At 61.4% G+C, this 20,526-nt stretch carries 20 protein-coding genes; 5 read left to right on the forward strand and 15 right to left on the reverse strand.

Annotation, left to right across the window (positions count from 1 at the left end; translation table 11 throughout):
* Window positions 1-107: 107 nt before the first annotated feature.
* The 8 genes from NOM06_RS10410 to NOM06_RS10445 form a co-directional block, all read right to left on the reverse strand.
* On the reverse strand, window positions 108-2,240 hold the full coding sequence (locus tag NOM06_RS10410; protein ID WP_255911511.1) for a diguanylate cyclase: 2,133 nt from the start codon (window positions 2,238-2,240) through the stop codon (window positions 108-110).
* Window positions 2,237-3,430, reverse strand: coding sequence for an extracellular solute-binding protein (locus tag NOM06_RS10415; RefSeq protein WP_255911513.1), 1,194 nt, complete (start codon window positions 3,428-3,430; stop codon window positions 2,237-2,239). The genes NOM06_RS10410 and NOM06_RS10415 overlap by 4 nt, the downstream gene beginning before the upstream one ends.
* Before the next feature lie 162 nt (window positions 3,431-3,592).
* Window positions 3,593-3,808 (reverse strand): YdcH family protein, encoded by a 216-nt coding sequence (locus NOM06_RS10420; protein ID WP_005337763.1) that lies wholly within the window; start codon window positions 3,806-3,808, stop codon window positions 3,593-3,595.
* A 277-nt stretch (window positions 3,809-4,085) separates the two neighbouring features.
* Window positions 4,086-4,697 carry a hypothetical protein gene (locus NOM06_RS10425; protein ID WP_255911515.1) on the reverse strand — a complete coding sequence of 204 codons (612 nt, stop codon included), beginning with the start codon at window positions 4,695-4,697 and terminating at the stop codon, window positions 4,086-4,088.
* Window positions 4,694-6,055, reverse strand: a complete 1,362-nt coding sequence (locus tag NOM06_RS10430; protein WP_255911517.1) for an MATE family efflux transporter — start codon at window positions 6,053-6,055, stop codon at window positions 4,694-4,696. The genes NOM06_RS10425 and NOM06_RS10430 overlap by 4 nt, the downstream gene beginning before the upstream one ends.
* Before the next feature lie 121 nt (window positions 6,056-6,176).
* Window positions 6,177-8,000, reverse strand: a complete 1,824-nt coding sequence (locus NOM06_RS10435) for a SulP family inorganic anion transporter (RefSeq protein WP_255911519.1) — start codon at window positions 7,998-8,000, stop codon at window positions 6,177-6,179.
* 71 nt (window positions 8,001-8,071) lie between these two features.
* Window positions 8,072-8,662: a nucleotidyltransferase family protein gene (locus NOM06_RS10440; protein WP_255911521.1), complete on the reverse strand. Its 591-nt coding sequence runs from the start codon at window positions 8,660-8,662 to the stop codon at window positions 8,072-8,074.
* Window positions 8,649-8,909, reverse strand: coding sequence for a GNAT family N-acetyltransferase (locus NOM06_RS10445; protein ID WP_005337747.1), 261 nt, complete (start codon window positions 8,907-8,909; stop codon window positions 8,649-8,651). Before NOM06_RS10445 ends, NOM06_RS10440 begins: the two co-directional genes overlap by 14 nt.
* A 194-nt stretch (window positions 8,910-9,103) precedes the next feature.
* On the opposite strand from NOM06_RS10445, the gene NOM06_RS10450 reads away from it, so the two are divergent.
* A complete protein-coding gene (locus NOM06_RS10450) occupies window positions 9,104-9,406 on the forward strand; it encodes a hypothetical protein (protein ID WP_255911523.1) in 303 nt (100 codons plus the stop codon).
* Here the strand turns inward: NOM06_RS10450 and NOM06_RS10455 are convergent.
* From NOM06_RS10455 to NOM06_RS10470, 4 genes are read right to left on the reverse strand one after another with little or no spacing between them, the layout of a single operon-like run.
* A complete protein-coding gene (locus NOM06_RS10455) occupies window positions 9,403-10,587 on the reverse strand; it encodes an iron-containing alcohol dehydrogenase (RefSeq protein WP_255911525.1) in 1,185 nt (394 codons plus the stop codon). The genes NOM06_RS10450 and NOM06_RS10455 overlap by 4 nt on opposite strands.
* Before the next feature lie 18 nt (window positions 10,588-10,605).
* Window positions 10,606-11,136: a hypothetical protein gene (locus NOM06_RS10460; RefSeq protein WP_100653396.1), complete on the reverse strand. Its 531-nt coding sequence runs from the start codon at window positions 11,134-11,136 to the stop codon at window positions 10,606-10,608.
* On the reverse strand, window positions 11,105-11,737 hold the full coding sequence (locus tag NOM06_RS10465; protein ID WP_255911527.1) for a TetR/AcrR family transcriptional regulator: 633 nt from the start codon (window positions 11,735-11,737) through the stop codon (window positions 11,105-11,107). Before NOM06_RS10465 ends, NOM06_RS10460 begins: the two co-directional genes overlap by 32 nt.
* Window positions 11,738-11,748: 11 nt before the next feature.
* Window positions 11,749-13,194 carry a coniferyl aldehyde dehydrogenase gene (locus NOM06_RS10470; protein ID WP_255911529.1) on the reverse strand — a complete coding sequence of 482 codons (1,446 nt, stop codon included), beginning with the start codon at window positions 13,192-13,194 and terminating at the stop codon, window positions 11,749-11,751.
* A gap of 212 nt (window positions 13,195-13,406) precedes the next feature.
* On the opposite strand from NOM06_RS10470, the gene NOM06_RS10475 reads away from it, so the two are divergent.
* The 3 genes from NOM06_RS10475 to NOM06_RS10485 all read left to right on the forward strand — a co-directional run bounded on the left by NOM06_RS10475 (window position 13,407) and on the right by NOM06_RS10485 (window position 15,333).
* Window positions 13,407-13,700, forward strand: coding sequence for a hypothetical protein (locus tag NOM06_RS10475; protein WP_005353197.1), 294 nt, complete (start codon window positions 13,407-13,409; stop codon window positions 13,698-13,700).
* A 222-nt stretch (window positions 13,701-13,922) separates the two neighbouring features.
* On the forward strand, window positions 13,923-14,891 hold the full coding sequence (locus NOM06_RS10480; RefSeq protein ID WP_255911531.1) for a nucleoside hydrolase: 969 nt from the start codon (window positions 13,923-13,925) through the stop codon (window positions 14,889-14,891).
* Window positions 14,892-14,997: 106 nt separating this feature from the next.
* Window positions 14,998-15,333 carry a DUF3634 family protein gene (locus NOM06_RS10485; protein ID WP_005353195.1) on the forward strand — a complete coding sequence of 112 codons (336 nt, stop codon included), beginning with the start codon at window positions 14,998-15,000 and terminating at the stop codon, window positions 15,331-15,333.
* A gap of 88 nt (window positions 15,334-15,421) precedes the next feature.
* Here NOM06_RS10485 and NOM06_RS10490 read toward each other — a convergent pair whose 3' ends face one another.
* Both NOM06_RS10490 and NOM06_RS10495 read right to left on the reverse strand, forming a co-directional pair.
* On the reverse strand, window positions 15,422-16,627 hold the full coding sequence (locus NOM06_RS10490) for a cytochrome c (protein ID WP_255911533.1): 1,206 nt from the start codon (window positions 16,625-16,627) through the stop codon (window positions 15,422-15,424).
* Window positions 16,624-18,549, reverse strand: coding sequence for an FAD/NAD(P)-binding protein (locus tag NOM06_RS10495; protein ID WP_255911535.1), 1,926 nt, complete (start codon window positions 18,547-18,549; stop codon window positions 16,624-16,626). The genes NOM06_RS10490 and NOM06_RS10495 overlap by 4 nt, the downstream gene beginning before the upstream one ends.
* Window positions 18,550-18,917: 368 nt before the next feature.
* Between NOM06_RS10495 and NOM06_RS10500 the strand changes: the two genes are divergently transcribed.
* Entirely contained in the window at window positions 18,918-19,292 is a 375-nt protein-coding gene (locus NOM06_RS10500; RefSeq protein WP_019446635.1) for a DUF805 domain-containing protein, read from the forward strand.
* An 81-nt stretch (window positions 19,293-19,373) separates the two neighbouring features.
* Here NOM06_RS10500 and NOM06_RS10505 read toward each other — a convergent pair whose 3' ends face one another.
* Window positions 19,374-20,477 carry an ElyC/SanA/YdcF family protein gene (locus NOM06_RS10505; RefSeq protein ID WP_255911537.1) on the reverse strand — a complete coding sequence of 368 codons (1,104 nt, stop codon included), beginning with the start codon at window positions 20,475-20,477 and terminating at the stop codon, window positions 19,374-19,376.
* Window positions 20,478-20,526 lie beyond the last annotated feature (49 nt).

Here is a 20,526-nt window from a genome sequence, read left to right on the forward strand (position 1 = left end):
AGCCCCTATCTTAGTCATGGTCCGCGCCGCGTCTAGCGTTGCGCGCCATTTTTGCGAGCTGATCAGGGCGTTGGCGAAAGGCTCGCCAACGCCAGAGGTCTCCGCTTTTAGCGCTGCCCCTGATAGAAGCGCGCCTTATTGGCATACATGGCGTCGTCCGCCACCCGGCTCAGCTCCGCCAGCGGGGTTTGGTCGCTGCTGCTCCAGCCGATGGCAAATCGCAGCGGGAAGCTGTGCTCCCCATGCTGCACGATGGCGTGCTGCTGGCTTGCCTCCAACCTGCCTGCCAGCTGCTGGCTGGCGAGGTGATCCGCCTCCGCCAGCAGCACGAACTCGTCGCCGCCGATACGGAAAATCTTCTCATCCTGACGGCAGAGGGTGCGCAGCTGGTGAGCCATCTGGATTAGCAGGGCGTCGCCAGCCTCGTGCCCATACTGGTCGTTGGTGCGCTTGAGTCCGTTGAGGTCGAGCATGAAGAGGGCGAGGTGACGCTCCGGATGGCGCGCCAGCACTGCTTGATAGTGGTGGAAGGCCTCTTCGAACGCCTGCCGGTTGGGCAGCCCGGTGAGGTTGTCGGTGCGGGCGACCCGCGCCAGCTCGTCGGTGAAGAGACGCCCCTCGATGCCCACCGCCAACTGCTTGGCAAACAGCCGCAAGATGGCCCTGTCTTCGGACTCCAGCCCTTCGGCGCTCACCATCAGATAGCCAAACAGCACGCCGCTCTGGCTACCGGGCAGGGTCATGATCTTCCAGAGTGCGTTGTCCCACTGGCATTCGGAGTGTTTGACCTCCTCATCCATCAGTTGAGCCAGTTTCTCCTGCAAGGCATCCCGCAAGGGGGCATCGGCCCCCTGGGTCAGGGAGTAGTGGGGCTGGCCATCGCGGCGGATCACCAGCCCCCAGCGGTGGCCGGGATAGAGCTGCGAGAGTTGCAGCAGGGCAGAGCTGGCCAGCTCGGCAATATCGATATCCAGCTGCTGGTGCAGACCGAACTGCAGCCAGGATTGCAGGATATGGCGGCTACGCTCCTCCCGGCTCAGGGCCGAGCGCAGGGCGGTCGTTTGCGAGGCGACCTCTTGCTCCAGTTCGTCGTTGAAGCCGAGCAGCCGCTGGTTGAAGGCCTCTTTCTCGCTATTGGCCTGCTGCAGCTGTTCATTTTGCTGATAGAGCGCCCGCACCTGATCCGAGATGGTGCAGGCCATCTCCTGCAGCAACTGGCGCACCTCGTCGTACTCCACAAAGCGCAGCGGCGCCTGCCGTTGCTGGTAATTGCCCTTGCCATAGCTGCGCACCAGCGCGGCCAGCGAGCGCAGCGGTCGGGTGAGCCAGCGGGTGAGCCAGATGCAGCCGATGGCCACCAGCAACAACATGACGGCGATGCTGACGGTCAGCAACTGTTGGGATTTGTTGAGCTCGCTGACCCTGTCATTGCTGTAGCTGTAGAGGGTGATGGTAGGGGTGATCTCCTGCTCCAGCTGGGGCCAGCCAATGGCCAGGGGCTGCGCCAACTTGCTTGGCTCCCTGTCATCCATGGCGTTCTGGTGAGCCCCTTCGTAGAGACGGTTCTCGCCCTGGGAGATCACCAGATATTCGCTCCCCTTGAGATAGGGCTCCAGCAACTGGGCCATCTGCCGCCAGGGGAGAATGGCCATCACGAAGCCGGAAGGGGTCTGCATCACCCCTGCGCGCTGGTGGTTGCGATAGATGGGGGCCACCAGCGCCAGCCCGCCGCTGCGGTTTTGCTCCATGTCGTCGACCAGCACGGGATCATCGACGGGAAGCAGCAGATGCTTGCCCTGCTTTGCCTCGCGGGTCTTCCCCCAGGCCATCAGCTGCGGCATCAGATTGCTCGACTCGAGGTGGGAGGCCTGGCCATTGATGTACTCCACCACCAACCCCTTGTCATCGATGAGGTAGGCCGATGTGAGCAGGCTGTTGGATTTTATAAAGGTGGCCAGCGCCAGCCGGGCATGGCTGGAGAAGAGGAAGTTGTCGAGGGCCTGATGGAGCACCCGATCCTGGCTGAGCTGATTGATCTGGGTACCGATCAGCTCGCTGCGAAAGCGGGCCTCGCGGGTCATGCTGGTGAGGGCCCGCTCCAGCTGTGACTGCTCACTCTGGGCGATGATCTGGTGCTGACGGATCAGCAGTACCGTGCTGGCCAGCAGCGCCGGCAGCAGGGCAACGGTGAACAGGATGATGATCAGGGTCGGGCCGAGACGAAAGGTGCGATGCTTCATGGTGCTTTGACCTGTCGGTACTGCTGATCGGCCAACTGCTGCATATAGCGGGCTGTGTCGGCGGCACTGATCCCCTCTTTAAAGCGCTCGAACCCTTTCTCCATCGCTTGCCAGGCGATGGACATGGCGCTGTCGGAGGGCATGGGGGTACTGAGGGTGAACTGCTCCAGGAGCACTTTTTCCTGAGGCGTGGGACGGCGGCTGATGGCGGTAAAAGCCTGCTGATTGACCGGCAGCAGCGCCCCCTGATGATAGATGAACTGCTGAATATCCTGACGCTGGATAAAGGCCATCAGCGCCTTGATGACGGGCTGGCGATCCTCATCGTCCATCGCCCAGCGGGAGGCTCCCAACACGTAGGCGCCGCTCATGGAGTGCATGGGATGGCTTTGCCAGCGGGGCAGCAGGGCGACGCCCAGCTTATCCCCCATGTTCTTCACCAGATCATTGAACGCCCAGTCCCCATTGATGAGGTAGGCGCTCTTGCCCTCATTGAAGCGGGCGAGGGCTGTATCATAGTCGCACTCGGGATCGACCCACTGTTCGCTGACGACGGTGCGGTAGGCCTCCAGTGCCTGCACCATGGCCGGGCTGTCGAGGGTGATGCGCCCTTCGGTCACCGGCGAGCCACCAAAGGTGTGTAAAAAGGCGGCGAAGTAGTACATGTCGTGATAGGGCCAGCTGACGGGGTAGACCCCCTTGGTCTTGAGGGCCGGGGTGATAGCAGTCAGTTGCTGCCATTGGGTCACCGGAGTCGAGACCAGCGCCTTGTTGTAAAACAGTATCAGATGGTTGCCCTGCATCATGGGCATGCCCCAGCGTTGCCGATCCAGGGTGACATAACGCAAGGCGTTGGCCATCAGCGCGGGGGAAAACCACTCGGCCGGGACGGGGGCGAGGGTCATCTGGCGATAGAGGCCGATAAAATCGGAGGGGATCAGCATCAGGTCGGGCAGCCCCCTGGCCTGAGCTGCCAGCAGGAGATCCGCCTTGATCTTGCTCGGCTCAATCTGGGTGACCCGTACTCTGTGGTTCCCCTCCTGATTGAAGCGGGCGATCACGTCGTCGATCACGTAACCGGCTTGCTGGGAGTGCCACAGCTCCAGTTCAGGCTCCTGAGCCTGCAGGGGGTGGCTCAATGCGAACAGGCAAAGCAGCAAGAGATGATAAAAAGATCGTTTTCTGCTCATGTTATCATCACCGTTATTCCCTGAATTCCAAGGGAAAAATGTAACAAACTACCGGCAAGATCGGTAGGCTCGGGTGTCAACTAATTGACAGAAACAACAAAAAGCCCGGCGCGTGGGCCGGGCTGGGGGATAAATTGCTTATCCGCATATTCTTCGAGGCATCTATTGTGGATGTTGTTTGAGGATGTCGTATATCTCCTCTTTCAGTTTGAGTTTCTGTTTTTTCAGATCTCTCACCTCGGCGCTATAGTCGCTGGCGTGATGCTTTTCCAACTTTCTAATCTCCGCATCCAGGTCGTTGTGCAAGTCAAACTTCTTCTGGAAATGGACATCACTGCTCTTCAGTTTCGAGATAAGTTCTCTGTACTCTGGGAACATGTAATGGAGCCTCCTTGGTTTCGTTTGATTGTGCCTGTAAGACCAAAGCTACCCCTTAGTGCCGGGGATAAATGTGATCCTGATCGGATTTGGGGGCAATGATTTGGAGTATTCGGCGGGATATTTATAACTTGTTGAATCAAAACAAGATAAGTGATTTATCAATCTGAATGGTGAGCACAAACTGTGCGACAAGTCACAACAGGGGCAGTGTTGGCGTGAGGGCGCAGGATCAAAAAAGGGGCCGAGTGGCCCCTTTTTATGGATGCAGGCAACGTTACTCTTTATCTTCGTCCGCCTGCTCTTTTTTCTTTTTCTTCTCGGGCAGCGGCTTGCCGTCGCGGTGTATCACCTTGCCCGCCTCAAAGCCAATCTGGGCGGCCAGCTCCTCCAGATCCGCCGACTTGGCCTGATCCCCGATAGCGTAGCGATAGTTGGCGATGGAGAGTTTGTCAGCCACCGGCGTGCCCGGGACGATAGGCTCGCGCCAGCCCTGGCCGATGTGGGCCACCAGGGTGCCGTTCATCAACAGCTCGCCGACGATCTCCTGGGTCGGATTGCCCTTGCCGTAGGTGAGACCCTGCGGGTGTTTCTTGCCGACCAGCGGCTCGTTGCTGGCGGGGATCAGCTTGGTGCGGATTAGCCACTTGGGCTGTTTGGTGTTGCCCACCGCCTTGCCGGTCTGGTACTCGTTGATCTTGATGGTCTTGATCATCTGGGCCATGAAGTCCTTGGTCAGCGCCTTCTGGGCGTCGCTGGTTTCATCGATGGCGATGGGGGCCACATACCAGGTCTGGGTGGCTTGAGCCTTGGGAGCGGCAGGGGCAGTTTGCGCCATGGCCAGGGGGCTGAGCAGGATGGCAGCCAGCAAGAGTCCTATCTTCTTCATTGTGATTCCGCTTTTGTTTCAACAAGAATTTTGTTTTGCCAGCGACGACTGCGCCAGCGCCAGAACATGGCCAGACCGCGCACCCACTCGTCGCAGGCCAGCGCCAGCCAGATACCGACCAGTCCATAACCCTGCATGATACCGAGGAAATAGGAGAGTGGCACGGCAATTCCCCACATGGAGAGCAACGCCATGTAGAGGGGGAAACGGGCATCCCCGGTGGCCCGCAGGGCGTTGATCACCACCAGATTGAAGGTGCGGCCGGGTTCGAGGATAAGGCTGATAAGAAACAGTTGCGCCACCTGAGTGATGATGTCGGCATCATCGGTAAAGAGGCTGATGATGGTACGGCCATTGAGGACAGCCGCCACGGCGATGACGCAGGTGACTGCCAGCCCCAGCTTGAGGCTCTTGAGCAGCTGTTGATAGGCGCGATCGAACTGTCTGGCCCCCGCCAGATGGCCGATGATGATCTCGTTGCCAAGGCCGATGGAGAGGCCAAACAGCAAAATAAACAGGCAGATCTGGAAGAAGTAGGACTGGGTCGCCAGCGCCTTGTCACCCAGCAGTCCGACAAAGGCTGTCACCACCATAAACTGCAGCATCCAGGAGAGGTTCTCCCCTGCCGCCGGCAGGCCGATATGGAGCACCTTGCCCAGCATCTCCCGGCTGGGGTGGACGATATCGCGCACCACCAGTCGAATGCCGGTCTTGCGGGCCACCAGCCACACCAGCAGCACCACGCCGATCAGGCGGCCCGCGACCGTGCTGATCGCGACACCGGCGACCCCCAGCTGGGGCAAGCCGAACCAGCCGTAGAGCAGCAGCAGGTTGCCGACGAAGGTGATGAGGTTGACGATCAGGGTCACATACATCGCCTGACGGGTGTGGCCATGGGCGCGCAGGGTGGCTGCCAGACAGAGGGCTGCCGCTTCCGGCAACAGGCAGAGACCGATGATCTGCAAGTAAAGCGTCCCGTCGCTCATCAGGTTGGCAGGCAGGTTCATCAGCGCCAGCATGGTGCTGGCCCCCGCCATCACGCCAATGGCGGCCACCAGACCGATCAGCAGGTTGAAGCCGATGGCGGTGTGGATCACCACCCGACTCTTCTCCCGATCGCCTGCCCCCAGATACTGGGTGATCACCACGCTGGTACCGATGCTGACGAAGCTGAACAAGGTGATGGCGAGATCGAACACCTGATTGCCGACCGCCAGCGCGGCCACTCCCTGATAGGAGACGTGACCCACCATGAAGGTGTTGAGGGCACCGGTCAGAAAGTGCAGGGCGAGATCGATAAAGAGCGGCCAGGTCAGCGCAAAGAGGGTACCCGGGCCTGCGTGGGATTGAGATTGCATGGCATGTCCAACAGCTGGGAGGGCACGGGGGAGTGCCCTCTGGGGGCGCATTTAACACCAAGGCCAAGGCCGGTGCAATCCTTGTGCAGGATTGCATCGGCCAGGGGATCAGGCCAAGGGGTCAGGCAGGCGTGGCGCCCGCCTCCTGTTCGCTTGGCAAGGTGAGGCGCGCCGAGTCGGGCAGGGCATCATCCTGCGGCCAGTTGGAGCGGATGGCATCTGTGGTGCTCTCCACCACCGCCTCATCCTTGAACACCGGCTCGCGATAGCAGCGGGTCAGGCGCAGCGCCTGATACATGTCGGGGCAGAGGATGATCCCTTCATCGCCCACCCGCACGCCCGCCTGCTTTAGCCAGTGGGTCATCTGGCCGTGGCGACCCGCCATCACCATATGGATGCCGCGTCGTTTCAGCTCTTTGTGCAGCTCTCCCACCATGCTCATCACGCTGATGTCCTGATGAGTGAAGCAGGCGACCGCATCGATCACCAGACACTTGGGGGCTCGGGGATCCTGCACCAGCAGGGCCAGCACCCGCCGCTTGAAATAGGGGGCGTTGAAGTAGGTGAGCGGCGAGTTGAAGCGATAGACCAGAATACCCGGGATCGCCTTGGCCTGTTCGTTATCCCCCAGGGTGCGCACCACCCCCTCGTCATCCATGCCAAGCAGCTGGTCGGTGGGGCGCATCACATTGCGCAGGAACTGGAACAGCCCCAGCAACACGGCGAGGGTGATCCCGGGGATCACTCCCATGGTGAGCACGCTGATAAAGGTGACCAGCGCCAGCCAGAAGGCGGAGCGATCGGAGTTACGCAGCGCCCACAGTCCGCGAAAGTCGGTGAGCGAGAGTGAGGCCATTACCAGCACCACCCCGAGGGCAGCGGTCGGGATGTATTTGAGCGGCGCCGTCAGATAGAAGGTGATGAGGGCTATCACCGCCGCAGCGATGATGGAGACCAGCTGGCTCTTGCCGCCGTTGGCGTCGTTGACCGCAGTGCGTGAATCCGCGCCGCTGATGGCGAAACCCTGGGAGACCGCGGAGGCGAGGTTAGCCATACCGAGGGCCCGAAACTCCTTGTCCGCGTCGATTTCGTAACCGTTTTTGGCTGCAAAGCTGCGAGCGGTCAGCATCATGGAGACGAAGCTCACCATGGCCAGGTTAAGGGCGGGCAGCACCAGCTCCCGCATCAGACCGGGGGGAAATTCCGGCATCTGGAACGCGGGCAGGCCGGAGCCCACCGTCCCCAGGGTGGCGATATCAAACTGGCCGAGATTAAAGCCCCACACCAGCGTAGCGGTCACCACCATGGCCACCATGGAGGAGGGCCATGCCGGTTTGTAGCGCTTGGCCAGCAGCAGGGTGAGCAGGGCTACCAGACTCATGGCCAGGGTCGGCAGATGGGTCTGGGTGATATAGGTGGCCCCGCTGGCGATCCGCTCGATGAGGTAACGTTCGCTGAAAGTGAAGCCGAAGATCTTGGAGAGCTGGCCCACCATGATGGTGATGGCCACACCATTGAGCAGCCCCATCAGGATGGGTCGGGAGAGAAAGTCCGCCAGCACTCCCAGCTTGAAGCGGCTGGCAATCAGGCACCAGAAGCCGGTCATGGCGGTCATGGTCATCACCAGTTGCCAGTGACGGGTTGGGTCGCCTGCGGCCAGCGGCGTTACCACGGCGGCGATGACCGCACAGGTGGCGGCATCAGGGCCGACAATCAGCTGGCGGGAGGTGCCAAACAGGGCGTAGACCAGCATAGGCAGGATGCAGGAGTAGAGACCGACGATGGCACCCACCCCGGCAAGCTCGGCATAGGCGATGGCGACGGGCAGCGCCACGGCCGCCACCGAGAGTCCGGCGCGAAGATCTGGCATCAACCAGGCGCGCTGGTAATGCAGCAGGGCGGCGAGGCCCGGTAGCCAGCGTTCGAGAGAGAAGAAGTCGCGCATTATTTAACCCATTGAGTTACAACCAGCTTTTCCCCTAGTGTGCCCAAGGTTATCGAAAGATTGCAATCAGGTTATGGCCAGTTTACCTGAAGGTCAGGCCAGATAGCCTGCCAGCGTTTCTCCTTGATGCGCTGGGTAAAAATCTGTTTGTCCTGGCGACATCTGGGGTTGGCACTCACTTGCAGCGACCAGTTGATGGCAAAGCCGTAGGGGGCGAGCCACTCGAACTCGCCATCCTGGTTCAGGCGCACGCCGATGCAGGTCGGCACTTCGACCCAGTGGCTCAGCGCCTCAAGGCTGCAGGCAAACGGCGCCACCAACTGGCGCGTGTGCATGCGGGCCTGATTGCGCACCTCCCACTGCTGACCCGGCAGCCGTTTGGCCAGCCAGGCTTCGTGTTCAGCCTCGGCCAGCCCTTGCGGAGCGTTTTTATCGAGATAGATCAGGTCGATGTCGTTGAGCGGGGTGGGCACCGCCTTGTGGTGAAGGTGATCCCAGATGAGGTTGCGGATAAAACCGGCCCCCAGCGCCCAGTCGGGCAGATTGAGCTCGGCTGCGGCTTGCAGGCAGGCCATCCGCTGCGGATCGGCCCGCAGCAGGGCTTCGGTCTTGGTTTGGAATTGCTGTTCGAGGGCGGTGTTCAGAGGTTCAGTTGTTGGCATTGCGGCGTAACCAGACATCAATGTAACGGCAGCTCGGCACTATAGTGAGCCCCTCCGCCTGAGTCCAGTTGAAGAAGGCGCGCGCCAGCTGATCGGCAATTCCCTGCACCCGCAGTTCGGGGGGCACGAAGGTGCTGTAGGCGTCGATGGTCTTGGCATCGAGCCGCCGGTAGCGCAGTCTCGACTCTTTCCCCTCCACCATACAGATGAACTGCTGCTGGTTGGCCTGATGGATGATGTCGCTCATGGTGGGCACCTCTGGCATAAAGTTGGGTCTCTCGGCACAACATAACTGTTAGCCAAGGTATAGAACAGATAGTGGATGATGTATCGATTGTTATCAGGATTATTGAGCCAGCTCTTGCTCTCTGACTTTTATCTTGGCACGAATCGATGTGGCGATAATCAGCAAGTTCGGAAGAGGTAAAAATGGACACGGTAATGTTGAAAGTTACCCGGAAGGTGTTGGCTCAAAGTCAGAACAGCCCGGATCAGCGGCAGATTGCGATTTCCGATGCATCATGCTCTGAACTCAAAGCTTTGTTTGAAACGGCAGGTAAAAATAGAAAAATTCGACTCTTGTTGGCCAAGAAAATCTCTTTATGGATGGGGGATACAGGGGCTATTTGGTACAGCCACAACCAAGATAAGAAAGGAGATTTTGAGCGACTCTTTTCATTGTTGGCGCACCATCCCGATGCGCCATTCCAGTTTATTTGTGAGGTTGCGGCCGATAGTCACTAGGCCCAGGCTCGCTCCAGCAGGGTAAGTAACTGCTCACGGTCGGCATCCTTGCGATTGAACAGCAGGGCACCGTCGTTGAGCGCCAGATCGCGGATCTCGGTCAGTAGCGAGCGATCGTTTACCCCTGCCTCGCTCATGGTGCGCGGCAGCTTGACCGCTTGCCACAAGGTGTCGCGCAGGGTGCGAATAGCTGTGATGGTCGCCTCCGCCCGCTGATGGGCCGGGGTGGCAGCAAAGCGCTCTGCCCCCACCAGCGGCAACAGCAGCCGGGCCAGCTCGCTATCCACCTCGGGGCGGTTGTAGTCGAGCACGGTCGGCAAAAAGAGGTTCATGCACAGCCCGTGGGGCAGATGGCAGCGGGCTCCCAGACTGTGGCCGAGGGCGTGCACCAGCCCCACCATGGAGTTGGAAAAAGCCATGCCAGCCAGCGTGGAGCCTTCCGCCAGTTGCAGCCGCAGTTGTTTGTTTTGCTGGTCGTGGATGATTTGCGGCAGGGCGCTGGCGATCTTCTCCACCGCCATCAGGGCCAGCGCATCGCTCACCGGGTTCTTGGCGGTACCGATAAAGGCCTCGATGGCGTGGGTCATGGCGTCCATGGCGGTAGCGGCGGTGATATTGAGGGGCAGTCCCTGGGTCAGGCGCGGGTCGAGCACCGCCAGCTGGGGCAGCAGGAAGGGGGAGGTGAAGGGCACCTTGCGCCCGCTCGCCTCATCCTTGATCACCGCCACCAGAGTCACCTCTGATCCTGTGCCCGCCGTGGTGGGCACCACCGCCAGCGGCTTGAGGGGACGGGTCAGGCAACCGGCGCCCGAGTAGTCGAGCAGATGATCCCCCCCCATGGAAGTGAGAATGTTGACTGCCTTGGCGGTGTCGATGACCGAGCCGCCCCCCAGCGCCACCAGACTGTCGCAGTCGAGCTCGCGATAGCGTTTGGCGATCCGCTCCACCACGGCGGTGGAAGAGTCGGCCGGGATCTCGTCCCAGATGGCGGCGACCGGCAGTTCCCCCTCGGCCAGCACATTGGCCAGCAGGGTGGCAAGGCCGGTGGCATTGACCCCCTTGTCGGTCAGCAGCAGCGGGCGACGGGCCCCGAGGCTGGTCAGCTCGCTGGCCAGTTGCTCCAGCGCCTGTTCACCGGCCAGCAGTTTGACCGGGCAGAAGAAATCGTAATAGCGGCTCATTTCAAGGCTCCTTGCGCGTTAGCCGGTCACCAGACCCAGATAGATGTTACAGGCCCGGCCGATCTTGTTGGTCGGGGCGGGATAGTGGCGCAGCAGAGGCCGCGCGATAAAAGCGGGCAGGATCAGGGACTGCAACTGCTCAAGCCCCCGCACCAGATGCATGGCGACGGTCAGATCTCCTTCCACCAGCAGCCGGTTTTCGCCAAATGCCTGATTGACCCCGAGCCGAAAACTCAGGGCGCGAAAGGCGATATTGGGGTGTTTGAAGCGCACCCGCAGCGGATGGATGGTGGCATGAGGGGCGGCTGGCGCACCGGGATACCAGCGCCCACCCTGCTTGTGCATGTTCATGGCGTAGCCGATGCCGCCCACTTCGAGGCGAATAGCCAACCCGTCCGGCAACGGCGCCAATTCACGGCGCACTGCCTCGTCGGTGCGGGCGGCGCGGCAGAGGGTGCGACCCACCACCCAGAGCAGAGTGGTGATCCAGAGGCGGCGGCCAAGGGCTGCCGCAGGTTCAAACGTCCATGTTGGTATGGAAAGGCGCATGAGGATTGGCTCCTGAGATGGCTGACCAGAAGAGGGCGAACGCACTGGCTTGCCAGTAGTCGTCCTCCCCCAGCTCCGGTTGATCGACAAACAGTGATGCGCAGGCGAGGAACTGGCCCTGACACACCTCCAGCAACAGTGGCGCGGGGGCCTGCATCAGCTCGCCGCTAGCCTGCCCCTTTGCCAGCAGGGCAGGCAGAAAGCGCAGGGCATCGTTCAGGATCTGGCTGCGGGCCGGTCTGGCCAGCAGCGGAGAGTGAAAGAAGCCCAGCACAAATTTGAGCTCATTGGGGTTAGCCTGCATCCACTCCATCGCCAGCAGCCAGTAGTGGCGGGTCTGGTCGTACAGCGGCAGGGCGGGATCCGCTTCATGGATGGCGCTCCCCATCCGGGTCTTTACATCCTGATAGAGGGCGAGGATCAGCGCCTCCTTGCTCGGAAAGTGGTGGAACAGAGTGCCGTTGGCCACCCCGGCCGCCTTGGCGATGCGGGCGGTGGCGGCCCCCTGCAGGCCATCCTCGGCGCAGAGGGCGAGGGCGGCATCCAGGATCTGGCGGCGCTTGTCGGTCATGGTTTGTGGCTGCGGGATAGCCTGGTTCATGGTCATCTCCATCAGCGCAGGAAGAAGGCCATCATCAGCTTCTGGATCCAGCTGTGGTAGGGCGGATGGATCAGGGAGCCGGTGGTGAACTTGCCGCGGGTCAGCACGGTTTTTGCCTTGGAGAAGGTGAGGAACCCCTCGTGGCCGTGGTAGTGGCCCATGCCGGAGGCGCCGATGCCGCCAAACGGCACATCGTCAGCCGCCACCTGAAACAGGCTTTCGTTGATCGCCATGCCGCCGGAGTGGGTCTCCCGGGTCACTCGCGCCTGCAACTCGGGATCGAAGCTCATCAGATAGAGGGCCAGCGGGCGGGGCCGCTCAGCCACATAGGCGAGCGCCTCCTCCAGGGTGTCGTAGGGAATGAGCGGCAGCAGCGGGCCAAAGATCTCCTGCTGCATCACCTGACACTGACTTGGTACCCCGGTCAGCAGGTGGGGCACCAGCAGGCGACGCAGGTCATCGCGGGTTGGGCTGCCACAGGGGTGGAGCTGGGCACCCGCCTTCTCGGCTTCATCGAGCCAGCTGACGAGACGTTGATACTGGCGGTCGTTGATGATGGCGCCGTAGTCGGCGCTATTGAGCCCCTGCGGGTAGAGCTTGCTGAAGTGGCGGCGATAGGCGGCGATAAAGTTATCCACCTCGCTGCGGGGCAGCAGCACATAGTCGGGGGCGACGCAAATCTGCCCGGCGTTGAGGCTCTTGCCGAAGATCATCCGCTCGACCGCGGTGGCGACCGGCATGTCGGGGGCGATGAGACAGGGGCTCTTGCCACCCAGCTCAAGGGTGAGGGGGGTGAGCTGGGGCGCGGCGGCGGCCATCACCAGCTTGCCCACCATGGTGGAGCCGGTAAAGAGCAGGTGATCGAACGGCAGCGAGCTGAACGCCGCCGCCATCTGGGCATCTCCCTCGATGATGGCGATCTCGTTTTCGTCAAACACGCTGGTGAGCATGGTGCGCAGCACGGCGTTGGTATGAGGGGTGAACTCGGAGAGTTTCAGCATTGCCCGGTTACCCGCCGCGATGGCGGTGATGAGGGGGCCAAGGCTCAGCATCACCGGAAAGTTCCACGGCACGATAATGCCGACCACCCCGAGTGGCTGGAAGTGCACCTCTACTTTGGCGGGGGCCAGCAGCAAGCCGGTGTGGCGGCGGTGGGGCTGCATCCAGCGTTTGAGCCGCTTCTGGGTGTAGTTGATCTGCATGATGCAGGGCAGCACATCGGCGATCAGGCTGTCGTAGTGGCTGCGCTGGCCATAATCTGCTGCCAGCGCCTTGCACAGCTGCCCCTTGTGGGCGAGCAATGCCTGTTTGAGTTTGGTCAGCTGCGCCCGGCGCTCGGCCAGGGTTGGCATGGGGTGAGCCAGACTCGCCCGCTTGAGCCGTGCCAGCTGATCCGGCAGGGACAATTTGATGGCGAGGATATCCTCAGGAGTGTGTTGAAGCTGCGCCGCACCCATGTTGTTCTCCGCATGAAAAATGACCGACTGATTAGTCGGTCTAAATCTAGCTGTTTGTTACCGGAATGTAAAGCTGGCAAGCTGTCTGCCGTTCACCACGAGCTGGACGCAAGAGAGAACTGTGTGTCTCCCCACACTTTTGTGGTTTGCTCGTTGGTGACTTATCTAATAAGGGGTAGTTTTTGGCTATTAACCTACACGGAGAGAGCACTATGACCAGGGAACTGAACAGCTTGTTGGCCCGGCTTGAAGATGTGGTTGAGCGGATGCCGGATTGCTTCAACACTTACGAATTTGCCCAGAAGCTTGCGCTGCAATATCAGCCGGAGTTCTTTGCCGCCGGCCACTCGCTGGCCGAGCACGAGGGCAAAGTACTGCGGGTGCTGCACCAGAAGATCGCCGAAGCGCTGGCAGGCAGCGAGATGGTGATTGAAGGGGCTCTGCTCCCCTGCGTCACTCCCTGGGGGGAGAAGGCGACCTCACCGCGTTGGCACCGCAAGCACTGAGGACCCGGTCAGGCAGATCACTGCCAGATAGCAGATAACGAACAACGATAAAGGGCGCGGCGCTGGCAACAGGGCCGCGCTGTTTTTTGTCCAGATTGTCGCCAGCAGCGCTCCCGCTGCCGGGAACAAAGGCTCGCTCTGTGATCCCATGCCGGGATACGAGACCGTCAGCCGGGTAGACTCTCCCTTTTGTCGCAGGGTTTGTCATCGTAGGAATTGCTCATGACCCATAAAATCATTCTGGATACCGACCCGGGTATCGACGATGCCATGGCCATCCTGTTTGCCGAGGCCCACCCCGCCATCGAGCTGCTCGCCATCACCACTGTTTTTGGTAACGCCACCATCGACAATGGCACCCGCAACGCCCTCTGGCTCAAGCAGAAGTACGGCATGAAGGCGGATGTGGCCAAAGGCGCTGCCGCCCCGCTGCTGCGCGAGCCGGTCGGCCCCACCACCATAGTCCACGGCCCGAGCGGCTTTGGCGACATGGAGGCGGGGGAGGTGACTATCGCTCCGGATCCTCGCACCGCCTGGCAATATATTGTCGAGGCGGTGAAAGCCGCGCCGGGGGAGATCACCCTGGTCACTATCGGCCCGCTCACCAATCTGGCGCTGGCGCTACAACAGGCGCCCGAGATTGTCTCTCTGGTGAAACAGGTGGTAGTGATGGGCGGCGCCTTTGGCGTCAACGGCCATCGCGGCAACGTGACCCCCTATGCCGAGGCCAATATTCACGATGATCCCGATGCCGCCGACCGGGTCTTTACCGCCGATTGGCCTGTGGTGATCATCGGGCTGGACGTGACCCAGCAGAGCTTCTTCAGCGGCGACTATCTCGATGCGCTGCGCGACGAGGCGGGGGAGCCGGGCCGCTTCCTGTGGGATGTCAGCCGCTTCTATCTGCGCTTCTACTCCGAGAAGCTGGGGCTCTCCGGTTGCCACGTTCACGACCCGTCCGCCATCGCCTATGTCATTGACCCGACCCTCTTTACCCTGCGCGAGGGGCCGGTGCGGGTTATCACCAGCGGCCCGGCCATCGGCCACACCCTGCAAAAGTTCGATGGCAAACGCCACTCCCACGATGACTGGGCAGCCTATCGCCCGCAGCAGGTCGGGGTGGCGGTGCGCGATGAAGCCTTGCTGGCGCTCTATCGCGAGACGCTGGTGGGCTGGGGCAAGGATTGCTGAGCAAAGAGGCGCTATTGCGCTGACGCGGGGGCTGTGATCGACGCCAAACAATCGGAGCGCACGGCCGCTTATACTGCCTGATATCAAGAGCTTGGGAGGGATGAAGATGGCCTGGATTTCCTTGATAGTGGCGATAGCCCTGATCTGGTGGTTGATGAAGCTGGGGCGTGGTGCCCTGTTCGAAATCCGCCTTGCCCCCGGCAAGGTGGTGGTCAAGCAGGGCAAGGTGTCACCCGCCTTTATTGAGCATGCCAAGCAGATCTTGCGCCATGACACGGTGCGCGGTCGCATTGTGGGGCAGCGTGATGGCGATGGCGTGAAGCTGATCTTCTCCCGATCCATCCCCGAGCCGGTGGCCCAGCGGTTTCGCAATATCTTCCCCTATGGCGATTACCGCCAGCCAACGGCGCCACTGCCGGGGCCAAAATCCCGCAAGGGATAAGCACCGGAACGTGGTTCATCAATAGCAAACGGGCCTCCAATGGAGGCCCGTTTTTTATGGCACTTGGCCAAGAGAGAGCTGACAGCCCTTACTCCTTGCCGTGCAGCTCGCGCTGGGCCTTGACCGCCGCCGCCTTGACGGCAGTGCCTTCATTGCCCCAGGAGGCGCGCAGGGTGTTGACCAGCTCGGCGAGCCGCTCATCATCCATGGTCCAGCCATAGCCCGGCATGTGGTAACCCAGATGGCCGTGGGTGACCGGTGTTTCGGCGCCGTGCAGCAGCACATTGATCAGGCTCGACGGATCGCTCGCCAGCACGGTGCGGTTGTTGACCAGCGAGGGGATGACGTGGTCATTGCCCTGGCCGTTGACCCCGTGACAGGTGGAGCAGTACATGGCGTAGTCCGCCTTGCCGCTGGCACTGGCGTAGGCGCGGGCCCCTTTCTCCGCCACCGGTTCATCTTTCAGATCGGTGAGATAGGTGGCGATGCTGGCCAGATCGGCGTCGCTGAAATACTGGCTGCTGTGAGTGATCACTTCCCCCATGGGGCCCGCGACCGCTTCATGCTGGCTGCGGCCGGTTTTCAGCAGGTCGATCAGCGCCTGCTTGCTGTAACGGCTGCCGCGAATATCGGGGGCATACCAGCCATCCAGCGCAGCACCGCTCAGGTAGACGGGATCCGCCTCGGTCAGCGCTTTCTCCTGCATGCCAAGCCCGCGCGGGGTGTGGCAGCTGCCGCAGTGGCCGGCACCCTGCACCAGATAGGCGCCGCGGTTCCACTCTTCGCTCTTGCCCGCCACCGGGGTGAAGCGGCTGTCATCGTGGTAGACCCAGTTCCAGCCCATCAGCGGCCAGCGCATGTTGAGGGGCCAGGGGATGTCACTCTCCTTGTTGGCGATGGCCAGCGGCTGTACCTCCTTCATCAGGTAGTGATAGAGATCTTCGAGATCCTTATCGCTCATCTTGGCGTAGGCGGTGTAGGGCATGGCCGGATAGAGGCGATGACCATCGCGGGCCACCCCTTCACGCATCACCTTGATGAACTCCGGCAGGCTGTAGTTGCCGATACCGTGGGTCTTGTCGGGGGTGATGTTGGTGGCAAATACGGTGCCGATGGGGGTCGGGAACCCTTTGCCGCCCGCCAGCGGCTGGCTGGTTTCGCTGGTGTGACAGGCGGCGCAATCGCCCAGCTTGGCCACGTATTCCCCCGCCGACATGGCGGGGGCTGCGTTGGCGGCAAGGGCGGGCAGGGCCAGCAGCAAGGCGCTGGCGGTCAGTGACAGGGCGCAGCTCATTGGGCACCTCCCTTGCTCATGGCAACCAGCTCGTTGACGGCGCGCCACGCTTCGTCGATGGCGGCGTGGGCGTAGGGGCTCCAGCCTGCATCCGAGTTGGCGATGGTGATGTTGCCGATCGGCTGGCGACCCAGTTCAATCCATTTTTCGCACTGCGCTTCGTCATCAAACAGGGTGTTGGTGACATAGGAGTAACCGTGAGACCAGCGGTTGACCGTGATGGCGAGGATGTCCTGCTCATGGTTGAAACCGGCGCTGCCGAGCATCCCCTGCAACTGTTCGCGGATCATCTGTTCATGCTGCTCGAACGGCATGCCGAGGATCATGGCGCGCCCCTTGCGGGACTGCTCGCGTGCCGAGAGGCCGCTGCCCGGCAGGGTCGGCACATAGACCATGTGCAGGCACATCGGCTGATCCGGGCTCTTGGGATGCTCGTAGCCACCCATGCTGACCGGATAGTCGAGCTTGACCCGGCTGTAGGGTGCGGCGGGGGAGTAGACCTCGTGTACCCCCAGCTTGACGAAGGCTTGCCAGTTCTTGATCACCACCTTGGTGTAGACCAGCGGCGCCTTGGCATTCTGGCGCAGCGCCTCCTTCTGGGGCTCCGGCATCTCGGGCACCATGTAGGGGATCATCATGTTATAGCCCGCCATGATCGACTGCTTGGCCCGCACCCGGTGCAGTTTCCCCTCCTTGATGTAGGTGACATCCACCGCCAGCTTACCGTCGGCGAGGCGCACGTTTTTGGCCTGCAACGCCGTGCTGCCAAGGCGCAGTTGCACCTTGTGCTCAGGCATGTCGAGTTTGCTGTAGTCAAATTTGGCCAGCACCACATCCTGCATGGTGTGACCCGGCGCCACCTGCGGAATGAGCTTGCGTACCATCAGGCGGGTGAGACCGGCGTTGCCATCGGGGAAGTGGAAGATGTAGGGGTCGTCCAGCTCCGCCTGCTCCTCGGCATCCAGCGGCGTCAGATTGAGGCCGTCGAAACCCGGCAAGGCGCACAGACGCGCATCGGCGCAGGCGGTGGCGTCGATGCCGACCGCCTGGAAGTCGTTGGTGCGCTGCTGGAAGTAAGTGATCGCCCGCTCGCTAAGGCCCACTTTATCGCGCAGGAAGGTGGTGTAGCTGTTGCGGGTCACCCACTCGTCCTGCTGCTCGCGGGTCATGCCGCTCAGGTAGTCGATCTTCGATTCGTGCAGGGCCAACAGGGCGGCCTTGTCGGCATCATCGAGGGGGAAGTCACCGATAAACTCTGCCAGCGGACGGCCATTCAGGCGATCGCGGGGGATGTCGTCCGCCACGTTGTGGCCCGGATCCCCGTTCACTATCTTGTTGACGCCAAAATGTTTCTCGTCGAAATAGACGCCGCGGCTCAGCCCCAGATCCGGATAGAAGGTCTGCTGGAAACCGGCGGCCAGCTCGTCGATATTGACCTCCAGCGCCTTGAGCAGACCGAGCGCCACTGGGCTGTAAACCGAACGCGGTGATTGCAGGGATTCACTGCCGCCATAACCCAGACGCAGGCCATCGGGGGTGGTGAACTCGTTGCGCTTGGCGTGGCCGCCAAAGTCGTCATGGTTGTCGAGCAGCAGGATCTTTTTATCCGCGCCGAGCAGTTGCTGATAGAAGCAGGCGGCGGCCAGACCGCTGATCCCGGCGCCGACGATCACCAGATCGTACTCCCCCTCAAGGGGAATATTGGCAAAATCATACTGCTTGCCGTCACGGGCGATGCTGTGGGCCGGTTCGAAGGAGCCCGGGTGGTTACCGCGCAGGCCGGTGAGGGCGGGCGGGTAGGCCAGGGTTTTATCCGCCAGCGTGCTGCCGCCTTCGGCAGCCTTGAGCAGATTGATGGGGGCGACGCCTGCCGCAATGGTGATGGCAACGCCGTTGAGAAAATCTCTGCGTGTAATACTCATGGCTATCCCTGTGTTAGGAGAAGTAATGAATAAGTGGATTCATTATGGGAGGGAGACACAGATCCTGTTCAGGATTGGGCGCCGAATCTACCGCTATCCTCACGCTGAGTCCATACGATTGCTAATGGATTATTAAGCACCATTTTCCTGCTTGTGACGAGAGTGATGCGCTGATGGGGGTGATTTTCCCTGTTACAGGGCAAATTATCTTCCGGCTCGGTCGGTCAATGATTGCCGCAGCTGATTAGTTTGGGAGGCGTTCGGGCATCATTGTCGACTCGGGGGGATGATCGCGCTAAGCTCTTAACTACTTGTTTTATCGACTCTCTTTTTTTATTCATAGGCATAAAGGCCACTCAGGAGGCGCAATGAACTGGTATATCTCGGTCCTCAAGCAATATGCGGTATTCAGCGGGCGGGCCCGTCGCACCGAATACTGGATGTTCGTGCTGTGCAACGTCATCGTTATGCTGCTGCTGGGCATGGTGGACAAGCTGATCGGCGGCGACAAGGAGCTGATCAGCTCCATCTATTCGCTGGCGGTGCTGCTGCCATCGCTGGCGGTGGCGGCCCGTCGTCTGCACGACACCGACCGCAGCGCTTGGTGGCTGCTGCTCGGGCTCATCCCCATTATCGGCACCCTGGTGCTTATCTACTTTATGGTTTGCAACGGTCAGCAGGGGCCAAACCGCTTCGGTGACGATCCCAAAGCGGCCCCCTCGCAGGGCTTTATCGTCAGCTAACGGGCGCGGCTTGGCCAATCATCGGTCAATAAAAGAGAGGGAGGCATCACGCCTCCCTCTCATTTTCGTGTTGATGGCCGATCAACGCTCAATCAGCGGGGCGGAGCGGTAGCTCCACATGCCGTAGGTGCGCAGGGCGTCGCGGTAGATGCCGAGCAGCTCGCTCTCGCTCGGGGTGGCCAGCTCTTCGAGGTGCTTGTCGGGGTAGCTGACGCTCGCCACCTTGATGTTGGCCGGGCCAATCTGGTCGCAGGCGATTTCCAGCACCGTCTGGCCGCGGCGCACATGGCTGGCTGAGCTTACCAGCACCGCATAGTCAATCTGGTGGCGGGCGAGGGCATAGGCGCTGTAGAGGGCGTTGTCCACCGTGCTGGTGGCGTAGTTCTCTTCAATCAGGCGGCTGCGGTCGATGCCGTGGTTGGCCAGCCAGTCAGCCATCAGCTTGCCCTCGGTCTGGCGGTTCTGGGGCACGCCGCCGGTCAGGATGATCAGCGCTTCCGGGTCGGCCTTGGCCAGCTCAAGGGTGGTTTGCAGGCGGCCCAGCAGGATCTTGTCCATGCTGCCGTCGGGATTGAGGGCGTAGCCCAGGGTGACGATGGCGCGTTTGCCCTCCCTGCTGGCCTTGACCTGATCCTCGGTCAGTCCGGTCTGCAGCGGGGCGGCGGTGATCCGCTGCACCCGGGCGATGATCTCCTCCAGATCGGCGGCGCGGCCACTGTTGCGATCCGCCACTTTCGCCAGATAGCTGCGGGAGGCATCCTTGTTGCCCTTCACCAGCTGCCAGATGGCGAGATAGCTGTTGATGTCTAGATCATCGGGGGCGACGGCCTGCGCCTGCTCCAGCAAGGTGATGGCGCGGCTCAGGTTGCCGTTGTAGATCTGGGCGTTGGCCGCCGAGATGAGCAGGTCGGTGCGGTAGGGTTCCAGCTGGTAGGCGGCCAGCAGCCGCTCGGTCACCAGCTCCATATTGCTCGGCATCTTGGCGGTAAAACCGGCGTGGGAGATCTTGGCTGGCGACTTGTAGATCTGCAGCGCTTCGCCGAGCAGCATGTCCACCGCCTGGCGTTTGCTGATCAGGGTATTGAGGTCGTGCTCCATCTGCATCGAACTCTCGGCCGCTTGCAGGGTGAGGGGCGAGAGCGCGAGCAGGCCGCCGAGGGTGAGGGCAAGAAGGGTCTGTTTCATCAAAAGGTCCTCTGTCGGGCTGAATCGCGCCGTGGCGCAGCGGTTTGCG

The sequence above is a fragment of the Aeromonas sp. JL9 genome (genome assembly GCF_024436075.1).
GTDB lineage: Bacteria > Pseudomonadota > Gammaproteobacteria > Enterobacterales > Aeromonadaceae > Aeromonas > Aeromonas veronii.

Coding starts and splice junctions, on each gene's coding strand:
- NOM06_RS10440 (WP_255911521.1), bottom strand. CDS start 8,662: ATGCCAACAACTGAACCTCTGAACACCGCCCTCGAACAGCAATTCCAA.
- NOM06_RS10410 (WP_255911511.1), bottom strand. CDS start 2,240: ATGAAGCATCGCACCTTTCGTCTCGGCCCGACCCTGATCATCATCCTG.
- NOM06_RS10450 (WP_255911523.1), top strand. CDS start 9,104: ATGTTGAAAGTTACCCGGAAGGTGTTGGCTCAAAGTCAGAACAGCCCG.
- NOM06_RS10505 (WP_255911537.1), bottom strand. CDS start 20,477: ATGAAACAGACCCTTCTTGCCCTCACCCTCGGCGGCCTGCTCGCGCTC.
- NOM06_RS10420 (WP_005337763.1), bottom strand. CDS start 3,808: ATGTTCCCAGAGTACAGAGAACTTATCTCGAAACTGAAGAGCAGTGAT.
- NOM06_RS10430 (WP_255911517.1), bottom strand. CDS start 6,055: ATGCAATCTCAATCCCACGCAGGCCCGGGTACCCTCTTTGCGCTGACC.
- NOM06_RS10495 (WP_255911535.1), bottom strand. CDS start 18,549: ATGAGTATTACACGCAGAGATTTTCTCAACGGCGTTGCCATCACCATT.
- NOM06_RS10470 (WP_255911529.1), bottom strand. CDS start 13,194: ATGGGTGCGGCGCAGCTTCAACACACTCCTGAGGATATCCTCGCCATC.
- NOM06_RS10460 (WP_100653396.1), bottom strand. CDS start 11,136: ATGCGCCTTTCCATACCAACATGGACGTTTGAACCTGCGGCAGCCCTT.
- NOM06_RS10475 (WP_005353197.1), top strand. CDS start 13,407: ATGACCAGGGAACTGAACAGCTTGTTGGCCCGGCTTGAAGATGTGGTT.
- NOM06_RS10465 (WP_255911527.1), bottom strand. CDS start 11,737: ATGAACCAGGCTATCCCGCAGCCACAAACCATGACCGACAAGCGCCGC.
- NOM06_RS10425 (WP_255911515.1), bottom strand. CDS start 4,697: ATGAAGAAGATAGGACTCTTGCTGGCTGCCATCCTGCTCAGCCCCCTG.
- NOM06_RS10490 (WP_255911533.1), bottom strand. CDS start 16,627: ATGAGCTGCGCCCTGTCACTGACCGCCAGCGCCTTGCTGCTGGCCCTG.
- NOM06_RS10415 (WP_255911513.1), bottom strand. CDS start 3,430: ATGAGCAGAAAACGATCTTTTTATCATCTCTTGCTGCTTTGCCTGTTC.
- NOM06_RS10435 (WP_255911519.1), bottom strand. CDS start 8,000: ATGCGCGACTTCTTCTCTCTCGAACGCTGGCTACCGGGCCTCGCCGCC.
- NOM06_RS10455 (WP_255911525.1), bottom strand. CDS start 10,587: ATGAGCCGCTATTACGATTTCTTCTGCCCGGTCAAACTGCTGGCCGGT.
- NOM06_RS10445 (WP_005337747.1), bottom strand. CDS start 8,909: ATGAGCGACATCATCCATCAGGCCAACCAGCAGCAGTTCATCTGTATG.
- NOM06_RS10480 (WP_255911531.1), top strand. CDS start 13,923: ATGACCCATAAAATCATTCTGGATACCGACCCGGGTATCGACGATGCC.
- NOM06_RS10500 (WP_019446635.1), top strand. CDS start 18,918: ATGAACTGGTATATCTCGGTCCTCAAGCAATATGCGGTATTCAGCGGG.
- NOM06_RS10485 (WP_005353195.1), top strand. CDS start 14,998: ATGGCCTGGATTTCCTTGATAGTGGCGATAGCCCTGATCTGGTGGTTG.